General features: G+C 51.6%; 14 protein-coding genes and 1 pseudogene. 6 read left to right on the forward strand and 9 right to left on the reverse strand.

Annotated elements, in window-relative coordinates:
* Window positions 1-22: 22 nt before the first annotated feature.
* Window positions 23-2338: an ATP-binding protein gene (locus ACZRJQ_RS07335; protein ID WP_463977707.1), complete on the reverse strand. Its 2316-nt coding sequence runs from the start codon at window positions 2336-2338 to the stop codon at window positions 23-25.
* Window positions 2339-2511: 173 nt separating this feature from the next.
* On the opposite strand from ACZRJQ_RS07335, the gene ACZRJQ_RS07340 reads away from it, so the two are divergent.
* Window positions 2512-3405 carry an ATP-binding protein gene (locus ACZRJQ_RS07340; protein WP_463977708.1) on the forward strand — a complete coding sequence of 298 codons (894 nt, stop codon included), beginning with the start codon at window positions 2512-2514 and terminating at the stop codon, window positions 3403-3405.
* Window positions 3398-3880, forward strand: a complete 483-nt coding sequence (locus ACZRJQ_RS07345) for a GAF domain-containing protein (protein WP_463977709.1) — start codon at window positions 3398-3400, stop codon at window positions 3878-3880. Before ACZRJQ_RS07340 ends, ACZRJQ_RS07345 begins: the two co-directional genes overlap by 8 nt.
* A gap of 5 nt (window positions 3881-3885) precedes the next feature.
* On the opposite strand, the gene ACZRJQ_RS07350 is transcribed toward ACZRJQ_RS07345, so the two are convergent.
* The 4 genes and pseudogenes from ACZRJQ_RS07350 to ACZRJQ_RS07365 all read right to left on the reverse strand — a co-directional run.
* The gene (locus ACZRJQ_RS07350; protein ID WP_463977710.1) at window positions 3886-6840 is read right to left on the reverse strand and encodes an HD domain-containing phosphohydrolase; all 2955 of its coding nucleotides are present in this window, start codon (window positions 6838-6840) and stop codon (window positions 3886-3888) included.
* Window positions 6841-6932: 92 nt separating this feature from the next.
* Complete coding sequence (locus tag ACZRJQ_RS07355; protein ID WP_463977711.1) at window positions 6933-10556, reverse strand: transporter substrate-binding domain-containing protein; 3624 nt, start codon at window positions 10554-10556, stop codon at window positions 6933-6935.
* Window positions 10557-10564: 8 nt separating this feature from the next.
* Complete coding sequence (locus ACZRJQ_RS07360) at window positions 10565-11191, reverse strand: response regulator (RefSeq protein WP_463977712.1); 627 nt, start codon at window positions 11189-11191, stop codon at window positions 10565-10567.
* 401 nt (window positions 11192-11592) lie between these two features.
* Window positions 11593-11712, reverse strand: a pseudogene (locus ACZRJQ_RS07365) (hypothetical protein); the annotation flags it as partial.
* Window positions 11713-12062: 350 nt separating this feature from the next.
* Between ACZRJQ_RS07365 and ACZRJQ_RS07370 the strand changes: the two are divergent.
* The 4 genes from ACZRJQ_RS07370 (at window position 12063) to ACZRJQ_RS07385 (ending at window position 15559) form a co-directional block, all read left to right on the forward strand.
* Window positions 12063-13424 (forward strand): deoxyguanosinetriphosphate triphosphohydrolase, encoded by a 1362-nt coding sequence (locus ACZRJQ_RS07370; protein ID WP_463977713.1) that lies wholly within the window; start codon window positions 12063-12065, stop codon window positions 13422-13424.
* A 264-nt stretch (window positions 13425-13688) separates the two neighbouring features.
* A complete protein-coding gene (locus ACZRJQ_RS07375) occupies window positions 13689-14234 on the forward strand; it encodes a hypothetical protein (RefSeq protein ID WP_463977714.1) in 546 nt (181 codons plus the stop codon).
* 82 nt (window positions 14235-14316) lie between these two features.
* The gene (locus ACZRJQ_RS07380) at window positions 14317-14862 is read left to right on the forward strand and encodes a hypothetical protein (RefSeq protein WP_463977715.1); all 546 of its coding nucleotides are present in this window, start codon (window positions 14317-14319) and stop codon (window positions 14860-14862) included.
* A 433-nt stretch (window positions 14863-15295) separates the two neighbouring features.
* Window positions 15296-15559, forward strand: coding sequence for a PAAR domain-containing protein (locus ACZRJQ_RS07385; RefSeq protein ID WP_463977716.1), 264 nt, complete (start codon window positions 15296-15298; stop codon window positions 15557-15559).
* An 82-nt stretch (window positions 15560-15641) separates the two neighbouring features.
* On the opposite strand, the gene ACZRJQ_RS07390 is transcribed toward ACZRJQ_RS07385, so the two are convergent.
* From ACZRJQ_RS07390 to ACZRJQ_RS07405, 4 genes are all read right to left on the reverse strand, one after another.
* Complete coding sequence (locus tag ACZRJQ_RS07390) at window positions 15642-15983, reverse strand: hypothetical protein (RefSeq protein ID WP_463977717.1); 342 nt, start codon at window positions 15981-15983, stop codon at window positions 15642-15644.
* On the reverse strand, window positions 15980-16357 hold the full coding sequence (locus ACZRJQ_RS07395) for a phage holin family protein (protein ID WP_463977718.1): 378 nt from the start codon (window positions 16355-16357) through the stop codon (window positions 15980-15982). The genes ACZRJQ_RS07390 and ACZRJQ_RS07395 overlap by 4 nt, the downstream gene beginning before the upstream one ends.
* A 1-nt stretch (window position 16358) precedes the next feature.
* Window positions 16359-16673 (reverse strand): ElaB/YgaM/YqjD family protein, encoded by a 315-nt coding sequence (locus ACZRJQ_RS07400; protein WP_463977719.1) that lies wholly within the window; start codon window positions 16671-16673, stop codon window positions 16359-16361.
* Window positions 16674-16778: 105 nt separating this feature from the next.
* Entirely contained in the window at window positions 16779-18515 is a 1737-nt protein-coding gene (locus tag ACZRJQ_RS07405; RefSeq protein ID WP_463977720.1) for a cation:proton antiporter, read from the reverse strand.
* Between the last annotated feature and the right edge of the window lie 21 nt (window positions 18516-18536).

Consider the following 18536-nt stretch of genomic DNA (forward strand, 5'->3'; position numbering starts at 1 on the left):
AGTATGCGGCGGTGAGAAGCCCCTAGGTTTTGGCTGGCACCCAGGTGTCGAGCAGCGCCGCCAGTTCTTCTCGACGAAATGGTTTGGCCAGATAGTCGTTCATGCCCGCCGCACGACACCGTTCGCGCTCTTCGGGCATGGCATTGGCGGTTAAAGCCACGATTGGTAGATCAGGCCAATGACCCCTGTGACGAATTTGTCGGCTGGCTTCGTAGCCATCCATGACCGGCATGTTGCAATCCATCAGCACCAGATCAAAAAGACTACCCTCCAATTGGCTCAGGGCTTCGCCGCCGTGAGCCGCGACGACGACATCACACCCCAGTTTGTTCAGCATGCCCTTGGCCACCAGTTGGTTGACTGGGTTGTCTTCGACCAACAAGATTCGCGCCCGGCCCAAAACGGGCGCGTTGTGGGCTTCGACGTTTTGGCTGTTGTCGTCATCGATGTGTAACAACCGTTGCAAGGTTTGGTACAAGGCGTGCCGTGACAGTGGGCGGGCTTTTTGTTGCAGCGGCGCTAGCGCGCTGACTTGATCGCTGGGCATGAAGTTGCCGTAGGCGGTGACCAAAATAATGGGTGCGCTAATGCTGGGCCGCAGACCAAACAAGCATTCTGGGCAGTCTGTAATCAGCAGGTCGGGGTTTGTTCCGGCCAATGAGTCGTCAAGGGTGTAACGTTTGTAATCCAGCCCCCAAAGCGGCAAGAGGTTGGCAAGCAATTCGGCTAGACCGCTGCTGGCAGCGCTCACGGCGATTACTTTCCCTTTAAGTGGTATGGGTGTGATTGCTGGGGTATGGCAGGGCAAGGGCAGTTCGGCACAAAACTGACTGCCAAAACCGACTTCTGAACTGATGGTCAAGCGGCCCTGCATGGCCTCGCACAAGCTGTACGTGAGTGCTAGCCCGAGCCCGGTGCCACCAAACTGGCGGGTGATGCCCGCTCCGGCCTGGGTGAAGGGGCGGAAGATTCTTGCTTGCGCCTCTTGGGCAATACCGATGCCTGTGTCGCAGACTTCTATGCGCACCTGATCGCCTTGCGCGCTGAGGCGCACATCGACACGGCCGAATCGAGTGAACTTCAATGCGTTGGACAGCAGGTTGCTGACAATTTGCCGAACTCTGGTGGGATCGCCGAGCACGAGGGCCGGAAATTGCGGGTCAATCAGGCAAGTCAGCTCCACGCTGGGGGCCGCGTTCTGTGACAGCAGGTTGGCGGTGTCTTCAATCAGTGCGCCAAGATCGAAGGCAATGTGTTCGAGCTCCAACTGCCCGGCGTCAAATTTTGACAAGTCGAGGATGTCATTGAGCAGTTCGACCAGCACCTTGCCCGAGTCGTGGGCAATCGACAGTTGCTGATGTTGTTCTGCATTCAGTGGGCTGTCCAGACACAGCGCCAGCATGCCCAGCAAACCATTTAACGGCGTGCGTATTTCGTGGCTCATGTTGGCCAAAAACGCCGCCCGGGCCTGAGCCATTTCGAGGGCCGTGCTGCGCGCGGTTTCTAGTTCTTCATTGGATTGGCTGAGCCGCGCATTGATCGCTTCAAGCTCCTGCGTGCGCGCTGAAACAATGCTCTCCAGTTGCGATAAATACTCGGTGAGTCGGTTTTCAGCGTTTCGGCGCTGCTCTATTTCGCGTGCCACGGCATCAAATTGTTGATTGGCAGCGTTGACCAATACACCAATTTCGTCGTCTTCATGACCTGGCGGACACTGTATGCGCGCCTGCGTGGGGGCTCCGGGCTTGCTGCTGCTGAGTTCACGAATAACGCGCACCAGCGGTTTGGTGAGCATCACGTAAAACAGACCCAGCAGGATGAAGGTCAGTATCAGGCTGCGGGCAAACCCTGTGAGCAGGGTGATTTCTGCGCGGTGCAAGAAACGGCTGCCGAAGGGGTAGGTGTCGACTTCAAGGTGTAAAACGCCCACGGTTTGTTCCGGCATATGGCCGAAATACAGACGGTCATCAAAGGTGCGCGATGCGCCGAACAAACAATCGCTCAAGGTTCTGTAACGCCCCCCCTCAGGTTGATCACGCACTGAGGCCAGGGTGGTTTTATCGTTGTCGCTGAGTTGCGCGCCTGTAATGGCGGGAGCGCGGAGCAGCCCCAGCACCAGCTCTTGTGCGAGTTCAGAGTCGAGGTTGTAGGCGATGCGTGATGCCGGGTTGTGGCTGATATCCAAAAGGGATTGGATTTCGCGATTGATGGCAGCGTTTTCACTGGCATAATCGATGCCGATTTGTAACAGACTCAATAGCGTGCCGAGCACAAAACCGACCAGCACAGTCAGTCGCGCTTGTTTGAAAGACAGGCGATGGGTGAATTTGATATCCATAGGGTGCTGCACCTGTTTCCATTCCCTTTCGGCGGGCAAGAGTAGTTGATTGGCGGGTTAACTGGCAGGTATTGCTGCGGTTTTGCTCGTAATCCGTATGCGTCACAACGTGAGAGGGTATTCAATGCCCGTCACGTCAACGTGCCATCTGTGTATCAGTCTGAGGAAATGTTGTGGATTCTAAACTGAATGCCTTTCTCGAGCGGGCCGAAGCTGTCCTTGAGCGTTTGGAGCCCTTGTTGCCTGCGCTTCGCCAGTCGATTGATTGGCGGCAGTGTTTGGCAGCACGTTGGCAGCGCGAAGGCCGCTCGGGGTATTTGATGCCGCTGGAGGTTAGCCTTGAGACGCGTCTTACGGACCTGATAGGCGTCGACACTCAGCGCGATCAACTGGGGCGTAATACTAAACAGTTTCTCGATGGTTTACCGGCCAACCATGCGTTGCTGTGGGGCTCGCGCGGCACAGGCAAGTCTTCATTGGTGCGGGCTCTGCTCACTGAATACGGCGCCTCAGGCTTGCGTTTGATCGAGATTGAACGCGATCACTTGGCGGACTTACCTCGCGTGGTCGAGCAATTACAGGGGCTGGAGCAACGGTTTGTATTGTTTTGCGATGATTTGTCGTTTGAAGCGGGCGAAGGTGACTACCGCGTCCTGAAAAGCGTGCTTGATGGCTCGCTTGAACAAGCGCCGGACAACGTCTTGCTCTACGCCACCTCGAACCGTCGACATTTGGTGCCCGAGAAAGAGAGCGATAACGAAAACTGGAAGCGGGTGGATGGTGAACTGCATCCCAGCGAGGCGGTGGAAGACAAAATTGCTTTGTCAGATCGCTTTGGGCTTTGGTTGTCGTTTTATCCGTTTACTCAAGAGCACTTCCTCAACGTGGTGGAGCACTGGATCGGTGTCTTGGCTGACAAGGCTGGTTTGCAGTGGGCTCGCGATGAGGCGTTGGATATTTTGGCCGTGCGCTGGGCGACCGGGCGCGGCAATCGCAATGGCCGTTGTGCTTATCAGTTCGCGCGCTATTGGGTTGGATTGAAATTATTGGAGCAACCGCATGATTGATTTAAACGCCACAGGTGCAGGCCTGGATGGATACACCTTGTTGCAGGCGCAGTTGGAGTCCTTGCTGGCGGACGAGCGTGATTTTATTGCCAACGCATCGCAGTTTTCGGCCTTTCTTTTCCATCAATTGGAAGACCTGAATTGGGCAGGCTTTTACCTTAATCGCAATGAAGAGCTGGTGTTGGGGCCTTTTCAAGGGCAGATCGCGTGTGTGCGTATCCCGTTTGGTCGCGGGGTATGTGGGGCTGCGGCCAAGAGCCGTGAAACCCAGCGGGTTGAAGACGTTCATACGTTCGCGGGCCATATTGCTTGCGACAGTGCCTCTAACAGCGAACTGGTTGTACCGTTGATCAAGGACGGCCGGCTGATCGGCGTGCTCGATCTGGACAGCCCAAGCGTGGGTCGGTTTAGCGAGCAGGATCAGCAAGGCGTTGAAGCGTTGGTCGCGATCTTTTTGCGTTTGAGCGACTGCTAATCGCGTTAGCCGCTTAGCCCGGCCTTGAGTTTGAGTGCTTGAACATCAACGGGGTCAATTTGCTGAGGCTCAAGAAAGCGTTGCGCGTATTCCAGATAAAGCTGTTGGTCGATAAACAGCTCGAACAGTTGCGGGTCAATGTGAGCATCGTGGCACATGGAGGCCATGATGTTCAGCGCTTCGCTTAAGGTCTTGCCGCGTTTATAAGGGCGATCTGAGGCAGTCAAGGCTTCGAAAATGTCCGCTATGGCCATCATTCGGGCCTCAAGGCTCATTTGTTCGCGCTTGAGGCGTTTGGGATAGCCGGTGCCGTCCATTTTCTCGTGATGCCCCCCGGCGATCTCCGCAATGTTGCCCAAGTAACTGGGGAAGGGTAGGCGCGTGAGCATGATGATGGTCTGCACGATGTGATTGTTGATGATGTAACGCTCTTCGCGGGTCAAGGTGCCGCGGGTTGTACTCAAGTTGTACAGTTCGCCGCGGTTGAACTTGTACTGCGGCACATCCAGCTGGAACCCCCACGGATTGTCGGGGGCAATCAGTTCTGACTCAGGCCTTGTATGCAGATGCTCAGGCTTGTCAGCCAATAGTGATTCGGTCACTGGCAGGTTGCATGCCGGGCTAGTAGCTTGGCGTTTGTTTTCCTCCCAAGACACGCCCAACCTGTCGTCCAGTGTTCGGGTCCAGGTGCGCAGGGCAATGGTTTTCAACCGTTCCAGGTCGGCATCTGCCATCGCCTCACCGCCCACGTTGCTGCGGGCGACAAAGGCAAAATCATCATCGAGTTCAGCTAGACGGGCTTCGCGCTGTTCATTGAGCTGCTGCTCGTCTTCGCCCATTGCACGCGCTTGCCAGTATTGCACCCAGACATCGCGCTTAAGGACTTCAAACCGGGTGCGGATTTCGTGAATTCGGTCGTAGAGAGTTTCGAGTTTGGTGGCCTTGTCGACCACATATTCGGGGGTGGTGACTTTGCCGCAGTCATGCAACCAGGCTGCGATGTGCAGCGCTTCCCATTGTTCATCCGAAGGTTTGTAAGCCTCGAAGGGCGGCAGTTGGCTCGCCGCCGCCGCTTGGGCCAGCATCAGGGTCAAGGCCGGGACGCGTTGGCAATGACTGCCGGTGTAGGGGCTTTTGGCGTCAATCGCTCCGGCCAGCAACTGAATGAAGGCATCCAACAGTTGTTTTTGCCGCGCTTGCAGGCGCTGACTTTCGATAGAGACGGCTGCCGCGCCTGATACGGCTTTTATAAAGGCTATTCGGTCGGTTTGCAGGTGTTCCTGTTCATCGCTGGAGTAGTCGTTGTTTATCACCAATACCAGTACGCCAACGGTTTCGTTATGGCGGTTATGCAGGCGAATACCGATCACATGAATACTTTGGCTGTCGAGTTCGCGCATTACTGGCTGCAGATCTTGGGCTTGTTCATAACTGAGCGTGCGAACCACGCTGTTATGTCCTTCGTTGAGCAAACGCAACCATTCGGGGCTTGATGAGTTTTGAGACTTTAGTAGCAGGCCGGGAGTTTCGGTCAGATTTCGGGGCTCATCATTGATGATCAGCCCCTTGAGCTCCAGATGAGCGCTTTCACTTTCGGTGAGGTAGATGAGCCCCGCCTGTGCCTGGCCAATTTTTAGGGTTTCGAACAACACTGATTGCAGTAGGGGTTCAAAGCGGGTGTGGGCAGAGAGGCTGGCGGTGATCTCAAAAAAACTGCCCAGAGTGGCTTTCATGCGTTGCATGGACGCGGCTAATTGATCGATTTCCAGCACCGGCGAGTGCTGGCTGATGGGGTAATTGAAGTCAAAGCGACGAATGGCGTCCGCCTCTTGCACCAGCGCTTTTAAGGGTTTGGTCAGTAACCTTGAGGTCAGCCAACCCAAGGGCAAGCACAACAACAGTGTGATCAATGTCACCAGCACGCCTTTCCAGCGAAGCGCGTAAGCCTCGGCCAGCAGCTCGTCTTCGGGCACCAGCAACGCGAGCTGCAAGCCTTTAAGGCCGCCCGCGTCCATTTTGCTAAGTGACACTATCCACTGGCGTTGACCGTCATCCAGTGGGTGCTTGGCGTTGGGCCCTTGTTCGAGAAGCTGATTAAGTATCGGGCTGAGTTCTGCGACCTTGATCAGTTGCGCAGACTCTTCTTTGGCTAATAAACGGCTGTAATCGGGGTATGCCAAGGCTTCGCCCCGCTCATTGAACAACACAATTTCTGTGTGGGGCGTGACTTGGTGTTTGGCCAGTGTGTTCGATAACTGAGAGAGGGTCAGGTCGGCCCCGATAATGGTTGTTGCAGAGCTGCGGCGGGTCAGCGTACTGCCTACTTCTCGGGTCGAAAAAAATAAATAAGGCGCAGTGGTGTTTTCATCCGAATTTTCGTCGGTACCGATAAACCAGTCGCGTTTTCGGGGATCGTAAGTCTCGTCAGGGGTTTCTCGTTGCTCGATCAGTGTGAGTGAGTCATCCAGAAACAGGTGATTTGAGTGGACTGCCCCGGATGGGTTTGAACGATCAATTAACCACACTTCATAAGCCGCTTTCTGTGGGGCTTTTCGGCGGTTTTTTACAGCGTCACTGCTCAGTGGGCGAACCAGAAAAAAACTTCCTTGGGTATCACCTGCGTAGAGCGCGTCAAGCGCGCGGTTGTCTTTAAGTGTTTGTACAAATGCCTCAAGCAGAGGCATGCGCTGGTCAAGTGTTGGGCGTTGAGCGTTGGGGTTGAGCGCCAGCAAGTTAAGCGCATGCCTTATCGGCTGATAGGTGTTTTTTAGGTCAAGATGCACATCCCGCTCAATTTGCTCGAACAGATGCTCGCTGCTGCTGAGAATGATTCGGGTGTTTTGCTGATAGTTAAAAATACCCAGCACTGTGCTCATCACGATCAATAAAAAAGTGAACACAGCGCAAATGTGTACATGCAGTGGCAACCGGCGCTTCTTGGTGGGCGCAGTGTTACGCATGAGGTGGGCTCCGCAAAGGACAGGCTGTTAACCAGCATAGCCATAGCGATTGCTCTCTGCGCTTTTATTGACCCAATGGTAGCGCTGACAAGTTAGGGGTTCCCCGAGAGTTTTAAAATGTGTGCCATTAATGCCTTCTCGAACGACTCCATGCTGTGTTTCAACTGGTTCAGCTCGTTTTCGAGCGTTGACTCATCGGCGTGTTCTACTGCTTCGCAGCTGTCGATCAGTGCTTGTGCGCCGACTATGCGTGCGGCCCCTTTTATCCTGTGTGCAAGATCGAAAAAGGGCTGCAAGTTGTCATTGGTTTGCATGGCGTGCAGCGCCTTCGAATCCTCCTGACTGCTGCGCAACAGCTCTTCAAGCAGGCGTTTAATACGGGCCTCATCGCGCCCTGACAGTGCGTAAACGGCTTCAATATTCAATACCGCATTGGACGAGGCGCGGGGACTAAGGTCAGTTAAACGCTGACTCAAGAGTGTGAGGCTAATGGGTTTGAACAGGCAGTCATCCATGCCAGCCTGTTTGCAGCGCTGGCGCTCTTCAGGTTGAGCATTGGCAGTAAAGCCCAGCACCGTACAGGGCTGTTGTTGTGTGGTCTGTTCATGTTGGCGGATAGCTTTGGTCAAGTCATAGCCGTTCATAACCGGCATATTGCAGTCCGCAATTACCAGATCAAACTCGCCGTCTATCCATGCCTTAAACCCTGCCGCGCCGTTATTGGCAGTGGTAAAACAGTGCCCTAAAAAGCTCAGTTGCTGGCACATCAATAAGCGATTGGCGGGGTGATCATCGACCACCAGTACATTGAGTGGATAAGCGGAGGGCGTAATGTCGGGGGCTTGATTAGCGTGGACAAAGCAGGGCGCCAATGAAGGCATATTGAGTGTGATCTGTACGAGTGTTCCAACCTCGGGTTGGCTGGTCAGGCTCAGGGTGCCGCCCATCATTTCGCACAAGCTGCGACAGATCACCAGGCCCAGGCCTGCGCCGCTGAGTGCAAGTTGACCGGTATTTTCAACCTGTGCAAAGGGTTCGAACAAACGGGCTTGATCGCTCTCGCTGATGCCAATTCCTGTGTCTTGAACACTGACCTGGAGCTCGACCCGTTGTGGGTCGTCAGTGGGACGCAGGTTTAACGTCAGAGTGACGTGGCCGTTTTCAGTGAACTTGATCGCATTACTGATCAAGTTGGTCAGAATTTGCTTTAAGCGTATGGGGTCGATCAACACGTCTGGAGCAGGGCTTTGTGCGTTGAACTCTAATGACAGAGCCAGGTTTTTTTGGCGGGCCAGCCCATCAAAAACACGAATGACCGAATTGGCCATGCCCTGCAAGTTCACGCGCTCAGGAGACAGGTTGAGACGGCCAGACTCAATACGGGCAATGTCCAAAATGTCGCCTATCAGCTCAAGCAGGTCTTTGGCTGAATCGTAGGCCACCTCAATGGAGGGTCGATCCAGGTGGCCTTGATCGGCACGTTTGAGGGTGAGTTCCAACAGGCCAATAACGGCGTTCATTGGGGTGCGAATTTCATGGCTCATGGTTGCCAAAAATGTGCTTTTGGCGCGATTAGCGTCATCGGCCAACTCTTTGGCCGTGCGCAACTCATCCATCAGTTGATGGCGTTCGCTGATATCAATCCAGCCACCAATAATGCCTTGCACCTCCCCCAGCGAGTCCCGGTACGGGAGGATCCAGTGGTAAATGGTGAGGGCCTGAGTCCCGATGTGCAGCATGCGATCTGTGATTAAAGGCGTCCCTTCACGAATTACGCGCATGTAGTCCGCCTCGTAATCATGAGCCTCGTGCACATTGCTCAGAATGCTGCTGGTTTGCATCACTGTTTTACCAATGACATCTTCGCGTCGCGCTGAAAAAGCCTTGAGGTAGCTGTCGTTACAGGTTTGCAGGACGCCTTGGCGATCCCTTACATAAATTGGATGCGGTGTGCCATTAAGCATGGCACGCATAAACTCAAACTGATCACTCAGGGCTCGCTCGGCCATTTTTCGTTGTTGTATTTGCCGACGCATGTAGGCATTCCAAACCAGCGACAGCAGCAGCAATAAGCTGGTGCCGATAATGACTTGGTAAATCAGGCGATGATAATTGCGCCAGTAACTGTCCGAGGCCGGGACGTAGCCGCGCCAGCGACTGTTGATGATGCCCAGTTCGTCTGGCGAAATGCTGAGCAGCGCTTTGTTGAGGATGGAGCTTAGTTCGGTGGCGTTGCGTGCAGTGGCCAGTGAAAAGGTTGCCGGTTGCGTGCCTATCGTTGCGCTGATTTGCAAGCGGTCCTGGAAGAGCTGAGAGGACAGCAGATAGTTGGCGATGACCAATGTATTAACCGCACCGTCTGCTTTGCCTTCAGCCAACAGTTCGGTGGCCTGATAAATATCGTCAGCTTTGACGAGCGTGATGTTGGGGTACTGGCTGCTCAGGTATTCAGTCAGCGGGCTACCATCGGTTAACGCCAGCCGCTTGCCTGCCAGTTGCTCAAGGCTTGTGGGAGATTCATTGCCTTTGGCAGTGAGCAGTACAAAGGAGTTTTCGAGATAAGGACGGCTGAAATTGAGTGCGTTTTCTCGTGAAATTGAGGGGCTGATGGCAGGAATAATGTCAGTGTCATGTCGATTGATCATGTCGATCATCTGGCTGAGGCTGCGCGAACGTTGTATTTCGAAACGCAGCCCTGTACGCAATCGGATCAGCTCAAGCAGGTCTGAAGTAATACCTCGAAAATTGCCATCGGTATCAAAGAAGGTCAGAGGAGCCAGTGTTTCATTCACCACCACCTTGACCTGCGGATGTTTGGCCAGCCAGCGTTCTTCGCGCTCGCTGAGCTGAAGTTTTTGATCGCTTAGCAAAATGTCGCTACCCGCGTTCCAGCGACGGGTAATGCTGTCTTGCTCATTGTTTGGCACAGCGCTCAGTGCGGCATTGATGATGTCGAGCAACTGCGTGTTGTCACGGCGTACAGCAAAACTGAACCCATAGGCTTCGTGCTTGCCGAAATTAGCCATTTTGATGTTTTTCAAATACCCCTTGTTGATCATGTAATGAGTGGACAGCGTGTCTCCCAAAAACACATCGGCTTGATCAAAGGCGACCGAATTGATTGCGCTTTGATAGGAGGGGTATGACTGAATGATCGCTTTGGGGTAGAGCCTTTTGACCTCATCCAGTGGCAGGTAGTGGTACACCATGCTCAAGCGCAAGCCCGCAAGACCTTGCGTAAGAGAGCGAGTTTCCCGTTCTCGGGTCACCAGTACCGGTTGGTCGATCGCATAAGGGGTGCTAAGTGCAAGTTTTGGGTTGGCCGCTTCAAAACCGTTGGACGTACCCAGAACATCAATACGGCCATCTTCAAGGGCTTTGATAACGGCCTCTCGTGAAGAGAAGCGTTGAATCTTGATGGAGAGATTCAGCGCTTTACCCAGAATGCCGATGTAGTCAGCAGTGAATCCCTCGTAATCTTGCCCGCTGGTCGTCATGTCAAATGGAGGGTAATCGGGGGCGGAGATGCCGACTCGTAATTCGCGCTTTTCTTGTAACCAGTTACGCTGGCTTTTATCCAGTGGTACTTCAAAGTGGTAGATGCCCGAGCGGCTGAGCAGTGGGTAACTTTCAGTGCTGTTTATCTCGGCATAGGCGGGTATACACAGGAAAATTCCTATGAGTAGTGATAGATATTTCATTAACCGCGTGGGCATCCTATTTCTCACACCAGGGCGTTTCGTTTAGCGAGTTCGATGAGGTCAACCAATGAATTGGCTTTTAATTTTTGCATCAGTCGTTTTTTGTAAGTGCTGACAGTTTTGTTGCTGAGGAACATACCTTTTGCAATTTCTTTATTTGTTTTTCCTTGTGCAAAAAGCTGTAAGACCATGAGTTCTCTGTCGTTGACAAGTTTAAATAATTCGATTTCTGCGTCATCAGTGCCGTCGCTTCGTTCAGGGGTCAATGCCTGGCTCGGAAAATAGTTATAGCCAGAAAAAACAGCTTTGATTGCGCTGACAAGTTCACTGAGCTCTTCTTGTTTGCACACGTATCCCGAAGCCCCTGATTGCATGCAGCGCATGGCGAAAAGGGTTGGGGACTGGGCCGTGAGCACCAGTGTTTTGAGGCCTGAGTTCATTGCGTTGAAGCGTGCAAGCACTTCCAGGCCATCAAGCTTTGGGATGCTGATGTCGAGAATGATGAGATCGGGTACACACTCACGGATCATTTGCATTGCATCTACACCATTGTCGGATTCACCGACTATTTCATACCCTTCATGCTCTAACAACATACGAATAGCCAAGCGGATAACGGGATGGTCGTCGACAATAAAAACTTTGCTCATATTAAATTCCCATAAGGTGGCGCATAGAAAGCGCGCACCATAGCTCAGTTGTATGAGCGGGCACACGAAGCGAACGACCTACAAACGTAGTATGGGACTTTTCCTACATTAATTAAGGCGTGAGAGTACGATTTGTTGGCGGGACTAGAGGCTATTTAATGGCGAATTAGTACTTTTGTTTGGGCTAAAAGTAGGTTGGAGTTTGTGTGCGCTTGTGTTGTTTGTGAATTTTCCTACATTAAGTTGCCTATTTAAACTATAGGTTTAGTTTTTGTTTGGTTGGAAGTTTGGCGGGATTGATTGTAAGGAAGATTCTTTTTTATCAGGTCGTTGATACTGTTGATGAGAATGCGGAATTTCTTGTAATTAAGTAGGGGTAAGTATCTATGGTCGTGCGAAATTTAATTCAGCCCTGTTTCAGGGCTGAAGGTGTACAACGGGCTCGATCGGCCAGTGATTTCGCTTGCCATTTGTGTGGCGTAACTGTCAGTCGTGCCTGCAATAAAGTCGATTATTCGCATAGTTTCGCCTTTCTTTTTTGGGCTGTCTGGTAGTAGTTTGTGAGATTGTTGCGTGAAGTTTTTATCAGTAAATCTATTTGCTGACTAATTTTATCTATTTTTTGAATGTGGAGGGCTTTGTCAGTCATATGCTCCTGTTTGCAAAGGTATGTATATTACACCCTTAAGGATTGGGTAGCGTAGTGTGCTGGGTGCGGTGTTTGTTTTTGTATTTCGGGATGCTAGGCGGGCTTGAATGGTTAGCACTTAATGAACTGTTTGGTGCGTATGTCTTTATCCCTGATTCTTTATTGCAAATATTTATAGCTGAGTTATATTTATGAGCTTGTCCATGTGTTGAAGGTAGTGATATGACTAGTATGAGTTGGGACAAACTGCTGAACAACACCCGTCTTGGCGGTCGGCCTCCAAAATCTGAGCTAGGCCGTTCACCTTTCCACTCAGACCATGACAAGGTCATTTTCTCGGGGGCCTTCCGACGCCTTGCAAGAAAGACTCAGGTACATCCTCTCGCCACTAATGACCATGTTCATAATCGACTCACGCATAGCTTAGAAGTTGCTTGTGTCGGCCGGACGCTGGGCGTGAGGGTAGGCCAAGAGCTTCTAAATGAAAGGCTTATCCCTGAACAACATTCGGCTTCTGATATTGGTGATATTGTCCAAACTGCTTGTCTTGCTCATGACATTGGCAACCCTCCCTTTGGACATACGGGGGAAGAAGCTATTCGTCACTGGTTCTCCAATGATGTTGGAGCAAAGATTGCTGAGCAATTGCCATTCAATGAAGCTACTGACTTGCGTAGGTTTGAAGGCAATGCTCAAGGGTTTAGGGTTCTAACTACGTCGGAGTATCATCCCTATGAAGGGGGGATGCGTCTAACCTATGCGTCACTTGGGGCTTTCATTAAGTATCCTTGGCTCGCAGGTGATGCTCTTAACATGCAAAGGCCTATTCACAGTAAATATGGTATCTACTGCTCTGAGTTGGGTTTGTTCAATGAAGTAGCGGATGCGACTGGCTTGTTAAAGCTGGGTGATGGTTGGCGGTGTCGCCATCCACTGGCTAATTTGATGGAGGTCTCTGATGACTTCTGCTATGCCATTATTGATTTAGAAGATGGTGTGGAGATGGGTATCCTTGACTGGGATAAGGTGTTTGAGATTTTATGCCTTGTCCTTAGTGATCATCAGAAGGATCAGCTTGTCAAAGAAATTCAAGGCATGAAAGTTGGCCGAAGACTCTCTATGGTTCGTGGAAAAGTTATCTCAGCTTTTGTAGATGCGGGAGCGACTGCTTTCATGAATAACCATAATGAAATCATGACAGGCAAGGTGTTAGGTATATTAGACCTTTGTGATAAGAACGTGCGTGAATGTGTAAAGGCCGCCAAAGGTCTCGCTCGTGATGAAATCTTCCAGCATCCCCGTAAGGTTGAGCTAGAGATTGGTGCATACAGCACTATTTCAACTTTGCTGAATGTGAGCTGCTCGGCTGCCTTGGATTATGTCAAAAAAGGTCATGCTGATGACTCAAAGACCAGAAGGGTGGTTGACCTCCTTGGATTAGACCTTGCCCTGCTTGATAACACCAGCGGTCTGTCTAAGGAGTACGGAATCATTATGCAGGTGCTCGACTATGTGAGTGGCATGACCGATAACTATGCGATACATCTTGCACGGCAGTTTAATGGGATGGGTATTGAGAGGTAGTGTTTGAAGCGTGACAAATAACGTCCCCAGTGATCCTCATCGATTGATAGGATTTTACGTAGGGTTCTGTCCTTGCCATAAAGGTACATAAACTCAAATCTCAAAGATGCGTGATTCATGCAGGTTTTTCCGCAGTAACTAATCAGCTATTAGTTTCGTTCGGGTTTCGAAAATATGTGGATTTTACTATCGCTACCTGTGTGATAGCATTCTGCCTTGGCTGATAGGTTGGTTTGTGTGATTTAATAAAATGGATAAGGAAAAATGGATAAGATTATAAGCATTTTATTGGCGTCGTTGATGTTCGTTTCTTCATTCGTTGTGTCAGCAGAAACTTTTGAGCACGTTGAGCTTGATAAGGATCGGCGAAGTGTTGAGTACTCTGGCCCTATTAATAAAACAATTAATGCGATTAAAGGCCGGAAATGGCTGGGCCAAACCAAAGACATGAATGGTGGGGTTGTATTTACACCTTATGTAAACCAGCACTTCGGTACAAACAATACTGAGTCAGGTGGAGCCATTATGGTTATGGCTACATTTTATCTCTATGACAAACCAGTTAAAGAAGCGTTGATGGTTGCACGCCAAAGTCAGATTTCCGGCTTTGTTGAGTTTTACGGTTATGATTCAAGAGAGCTTCAAATGCATGTAAGAATGATGGGTGATGATACCTTTCAGTCTTTCGCAAGTGATAAGCAGTATCAGTCCCCTGAAGAGCTGAATACTTATAAGAAGGTTGAGAGCTTTGGTAAGAGTAATTACAAAAGCGAATTGAAAAGTGCAAGCGATAGCGGGATGGTTTTCTAGTTTTTTAAACGAGTAAGAAGATGTTTATTTCGATGCTTTTTTGTAAGAAATTATTGATTGACAGGGCAAGGGGAAGTAATAAGTGAAGATGATTATAGGTTTGGCCTTACCCGTGTTATTGGCGATTTTACCCATGATCGCTAATGCAGAAGCTTTTCAGTATATTGAATTGGATAAGGATAGACGAAGCGTTGAGTACTCTGGGCCTATTAATAAAACTATCAGTGCTATTAAAGAGCGTAAGTGGTTAGGTCAAACGAAGGATATGAATGGCGGCGTTGTATTTGCGCCTTATGTAAACCAGCAGTTTGGTAAGAATAATACTGAGTCGGGTGGGGCTATCATGGTTACTGCCACATTTTATCTCTATGATGAACCCGTCAAAGAAGCGTTGATGGTTGCACGCCAAAGTCAGATTTCCGGCTTTGTTGAGTTTTATGGCTATGACTCAAGAGAGCTTCAAATGCACATAAGAATGGTTGATGATGATACCTTTCAGGCGTTCTCAAGTGAAAAGCAATACCAGTCGCCTGAAGAACTGAATACTTACAAAAAAGTTGAGAGTTTTAGTAAGAGTAATTACAAAAGTGAGTTGAAGTCTGCGTTGGAGGACGGCACCTTTTTTTAGTAAGTTAAAGCGAAAACTGAAAGGTGTTCTTCGGTATGTATTTGTTTGCTTTGAGTTCAGTTAAAAGCAATGTATACAATCATGGTCTTTATGGAATGGGATGCGCCTGAGTTCTTCGGGGATGGGGTGAGGTTTTCGAGGCGTTCTCGATTAATCAGGGTTTGCCAATCCAAGGCTCAATGCTCCGTAGGTGAGAGATGACGCAGCTTCTCGTTTCACGCTCAAGGCTGAAAGCCATTCAAGGTTTCAAGCCCCACAATCGTCGGCCCAGTGACCGTAGCGTTGAGTATGAACCCATGAAGTGGATGTAATCTGCTGCACGAGAGTGTGCATACGGACTATGATCTGCGCGTTGGTTACCCTCAACCCATAGATTGATCCACTGATAGTTTTCAGTGCGCAAGCGCTATCCCTTTGACTAAGGACAGACACAATGAAAGACATCATTCGTTTGGGCGACGCCACCACGCATGGCGGTGTGGTGCTGGAGGCGTTTTCTCAAACTGATCTTAACGGTAAGCCCATTGCTGGCGTCGGCCACAATGTCAGTTGCCCTCTATGCAAAGGTATATTCCCGATTGCAGAAGGCAGCAGCACGTACAGCGTAGAAGGTATTGCTGTGGCACTTGATGGGATGAAAACCGCTTGCGGTGCCAGTTTGATAGCCAGCGGCCCAAAGGGCGCAGTGATCAGCTAAGCCCGCTGTGAGTGGGGATAAATGCAAAAGCCCTTGGTGCAATGCTCCAAGGGCTTTTGTGTTGCAGCGGTTAGCGTAAGGCTTAAGGCTTGCGTGACGAGCTTTGAATAACCAGTTTGATTAATGGCAGCAAACCGGTGGTTAGCCCTATCAGGCGTGACATACCGCCGACGCCTTTGCTTTTTGCGCCTTTGCCTGTCAGAAAACCGAGCAGGGTCACAATGCCTACACCCCAAAGCGGTGCGTGCTTGATTCCAAGGTTTTCTTGCCAGTTGGTGGTCATTCCACGCATTTTTTGCAGAGGTTGCAACAGCTGTTGGGACTCGTGACGAATCTCTTGGCGGTGCATTTCCATGCGCAGACGTATCAACACTTTACGCATTTCACGTCGCGAAGCGTTTTTCGGCATTTCAGGCAGGTTCATGGCAGCAAGCGCTCGCGGTCTTTGGCCAGCTCTTCGAGCGTGGCGTTGAAAGGAGAGGAGTCATCGAACACCGCAGCTTTAAGGCGCAGGCCGCAAAAAATGGCGGCCAAGGTGTAAAACATGCATAGCCCGATAATGCCGGTCAGACGGTAGCTGTCCCAGACCAACACCAACACCAGTGCCGAGAGCCCAATAAACAGCAGCAACGCAAACACCAGCGCCAGCCCCGCAAACAGCAGAAGGCTAACGGTGCGTGCTTTCTGCTCTTGCAGCTCGATGCCCAGCAATTCGACATGACTGTGCAGCAGACCCAGAAACGCGGCACCCAAGCGCCGCGGTGAGGAACGAGGGGAGCCGGATTCTTCGTTTGTCATATCAGCGCCGAGTTGCCAACAGACCAATTAAAAAGCCTACGCCAGCAGCAATCCCAACGGACTGCCAAGGGTTTGCTTGCACGTAATCTTCGGTAGCTACCACGGCGGCTTGTCCGCGCTCTTGCAAGGACTCTTTGGTTTCTTCAAGCGTCGCACGGGCCTTGAACAAGCTGTCTTTGATTTGCGTGCGCAGCTCTTCAGCCTGATCCCCCGCCAACGACGCGGTGTGTTCCAGCAGTCGCTCGGTATCGCTGACCAGCGCCTGGAAATCGGCCATTAGAATTTCTTGAGCATTCTTTGCTGTTTTACGGGCCATGATTATCTCCGTGAGTGGCTTATTGATGGTTCGAGTGTAGGCCTGGGCTGAAGGTTCAGTGCATTTCGCCAGGGCCGACTCAATTGGGCAAGACAGTAGCTTAAATTACTCCGCTTCGCGGGAAAAACCCGGTACGTCACGTGTGTCCGGTGCCTCAAAACAGCCTTCGAGCAAGTGATAGCGATCATGACGTACTTCATCCACCCGCTGGCGAACGGTTTTTTCCGGCAGCCCGAGCAATATTAGGGCATGGGAGGCGAGCATCAAGCTGGACTCCAACAGCTCCGGCACGACTTCGGTTGCACCGCCAGCCTTGAGTTCTGGAAGCAAACTGTCGTCGCGGGTTCTGACCAAAATAGGGACGTCGATGGTGATCAGTCGGGCCTCTTTGAGAACTGCCATAGCCACCTCGGTGTTATCCACGGCGATCACCAGTAAGCGGGCGCGATCAAGGCCTACAGCGCGCAATAAATCTCCTCGCCGAGCGTCACCGTAATGCACGCAGCTTTCTGCCTTGGTGGCTTCCTGGATACGATCTGGGTCGTAGTCCAGAGCTACAAATTCCTGACCTTCGCTGCGCAGAAAACGCCCGATGGATTGCCCGACACGGCCATAGCCGCACATCACTACGTGCCCTTGCAGTTCGGCACTTTGTGCGGCGATTTCTTCCAGCTCGGCTTCTTCGTTGGACTTGCGATGCAGGCTTGCAGCGATTTGTGGCGCGGCGCGTAACAGCAGCGGCGTAAGCAGCATGGAGCAGAACGTAGCTGCCAACAGATAACTGGCGATTTGGGGCGGGATCAGTGAGTTGAGCTGCATTTGCGCCATCAGCGCGAAGCAAAATTCACCGCCTTGGGCCAGTGCCAGGCCACTACGCCATGCGGTTTCCCCGTCGCTGCCCCGCAGTTTGACCAGTATCGCGACCACGCCGCCCTTGATCAGTAACAGCGCCAAGGTCAGCGCCAGAATAAGGAAGCCGTCGTGAACAAAAAGCTGCAGGTCGATCAACATGCCGATACTGACGAAAAACAGGCCCAGCAAGATGTCGCGGAAGGGACGGATATCGGCTTCGATCTGATGCCGGTAGTGGCTTTCACCCAGCAGCATGCCCGCCAAAAAGGCACCCAGTGCCGGTGACAAACCCAGTAAATGAGTCAGCCATGCGGTCACCAGCACAATCACCAATGCCAGCAACACGAACAGCTCGGCAGAACGAGACGCTGCCACTTCATGAAACAGGCGGGGCAACAGCAAACGACTGGTGATTAACAGGCCGACGAACAAAATAACGGTTTTGCCCAGCGTGATTGGCAAAGCCCAATACCAGGCTTGCTCGCTGTGGCCTGAGAACACCGGCACCAGTGTCAGCAGCAGTACCGCTACCACGTCCTGAAACAGCAATACGCCAATTGCGTTTTGCCCGTGACGACTGAAGATTTCTCCCAGACTGGTCAACTCTTTACTGACGATGGCGGTGGACGACAACGCCAGCCCCGCACCGAGCAAAAATGCGGCATTGATGCTCATGCCGAACGCATATAACAACCCGCCCAGCACGAGGCTGGTGCACATCACCTGCAAGCTGCCGAGGCCAAACACCACACGGCGTAACGCCAACATTTTGGGCAGTGAAAACTCCAGCCCGAGCGAGAACAGCAAAAACACCACGCCAAGTTCCGCCAGATCCGGGAGATCCGGGCTGTCATTGACCCAGTTCAGGGCAGTCGGCCCTACCAACAGGCCGACGCACAGGTACCCCAGCACTGGGGGTAACTGAAGGCGCCTAAATAGCGCGATCACCACCAGTGACGAAGCGAGGATGATTAACAGATTGGCAAACACGAAAGTCTTCCTTGTCAGTTC

Source organism: Pseudomonas sp. E315 (assembly GCF_055406205.1).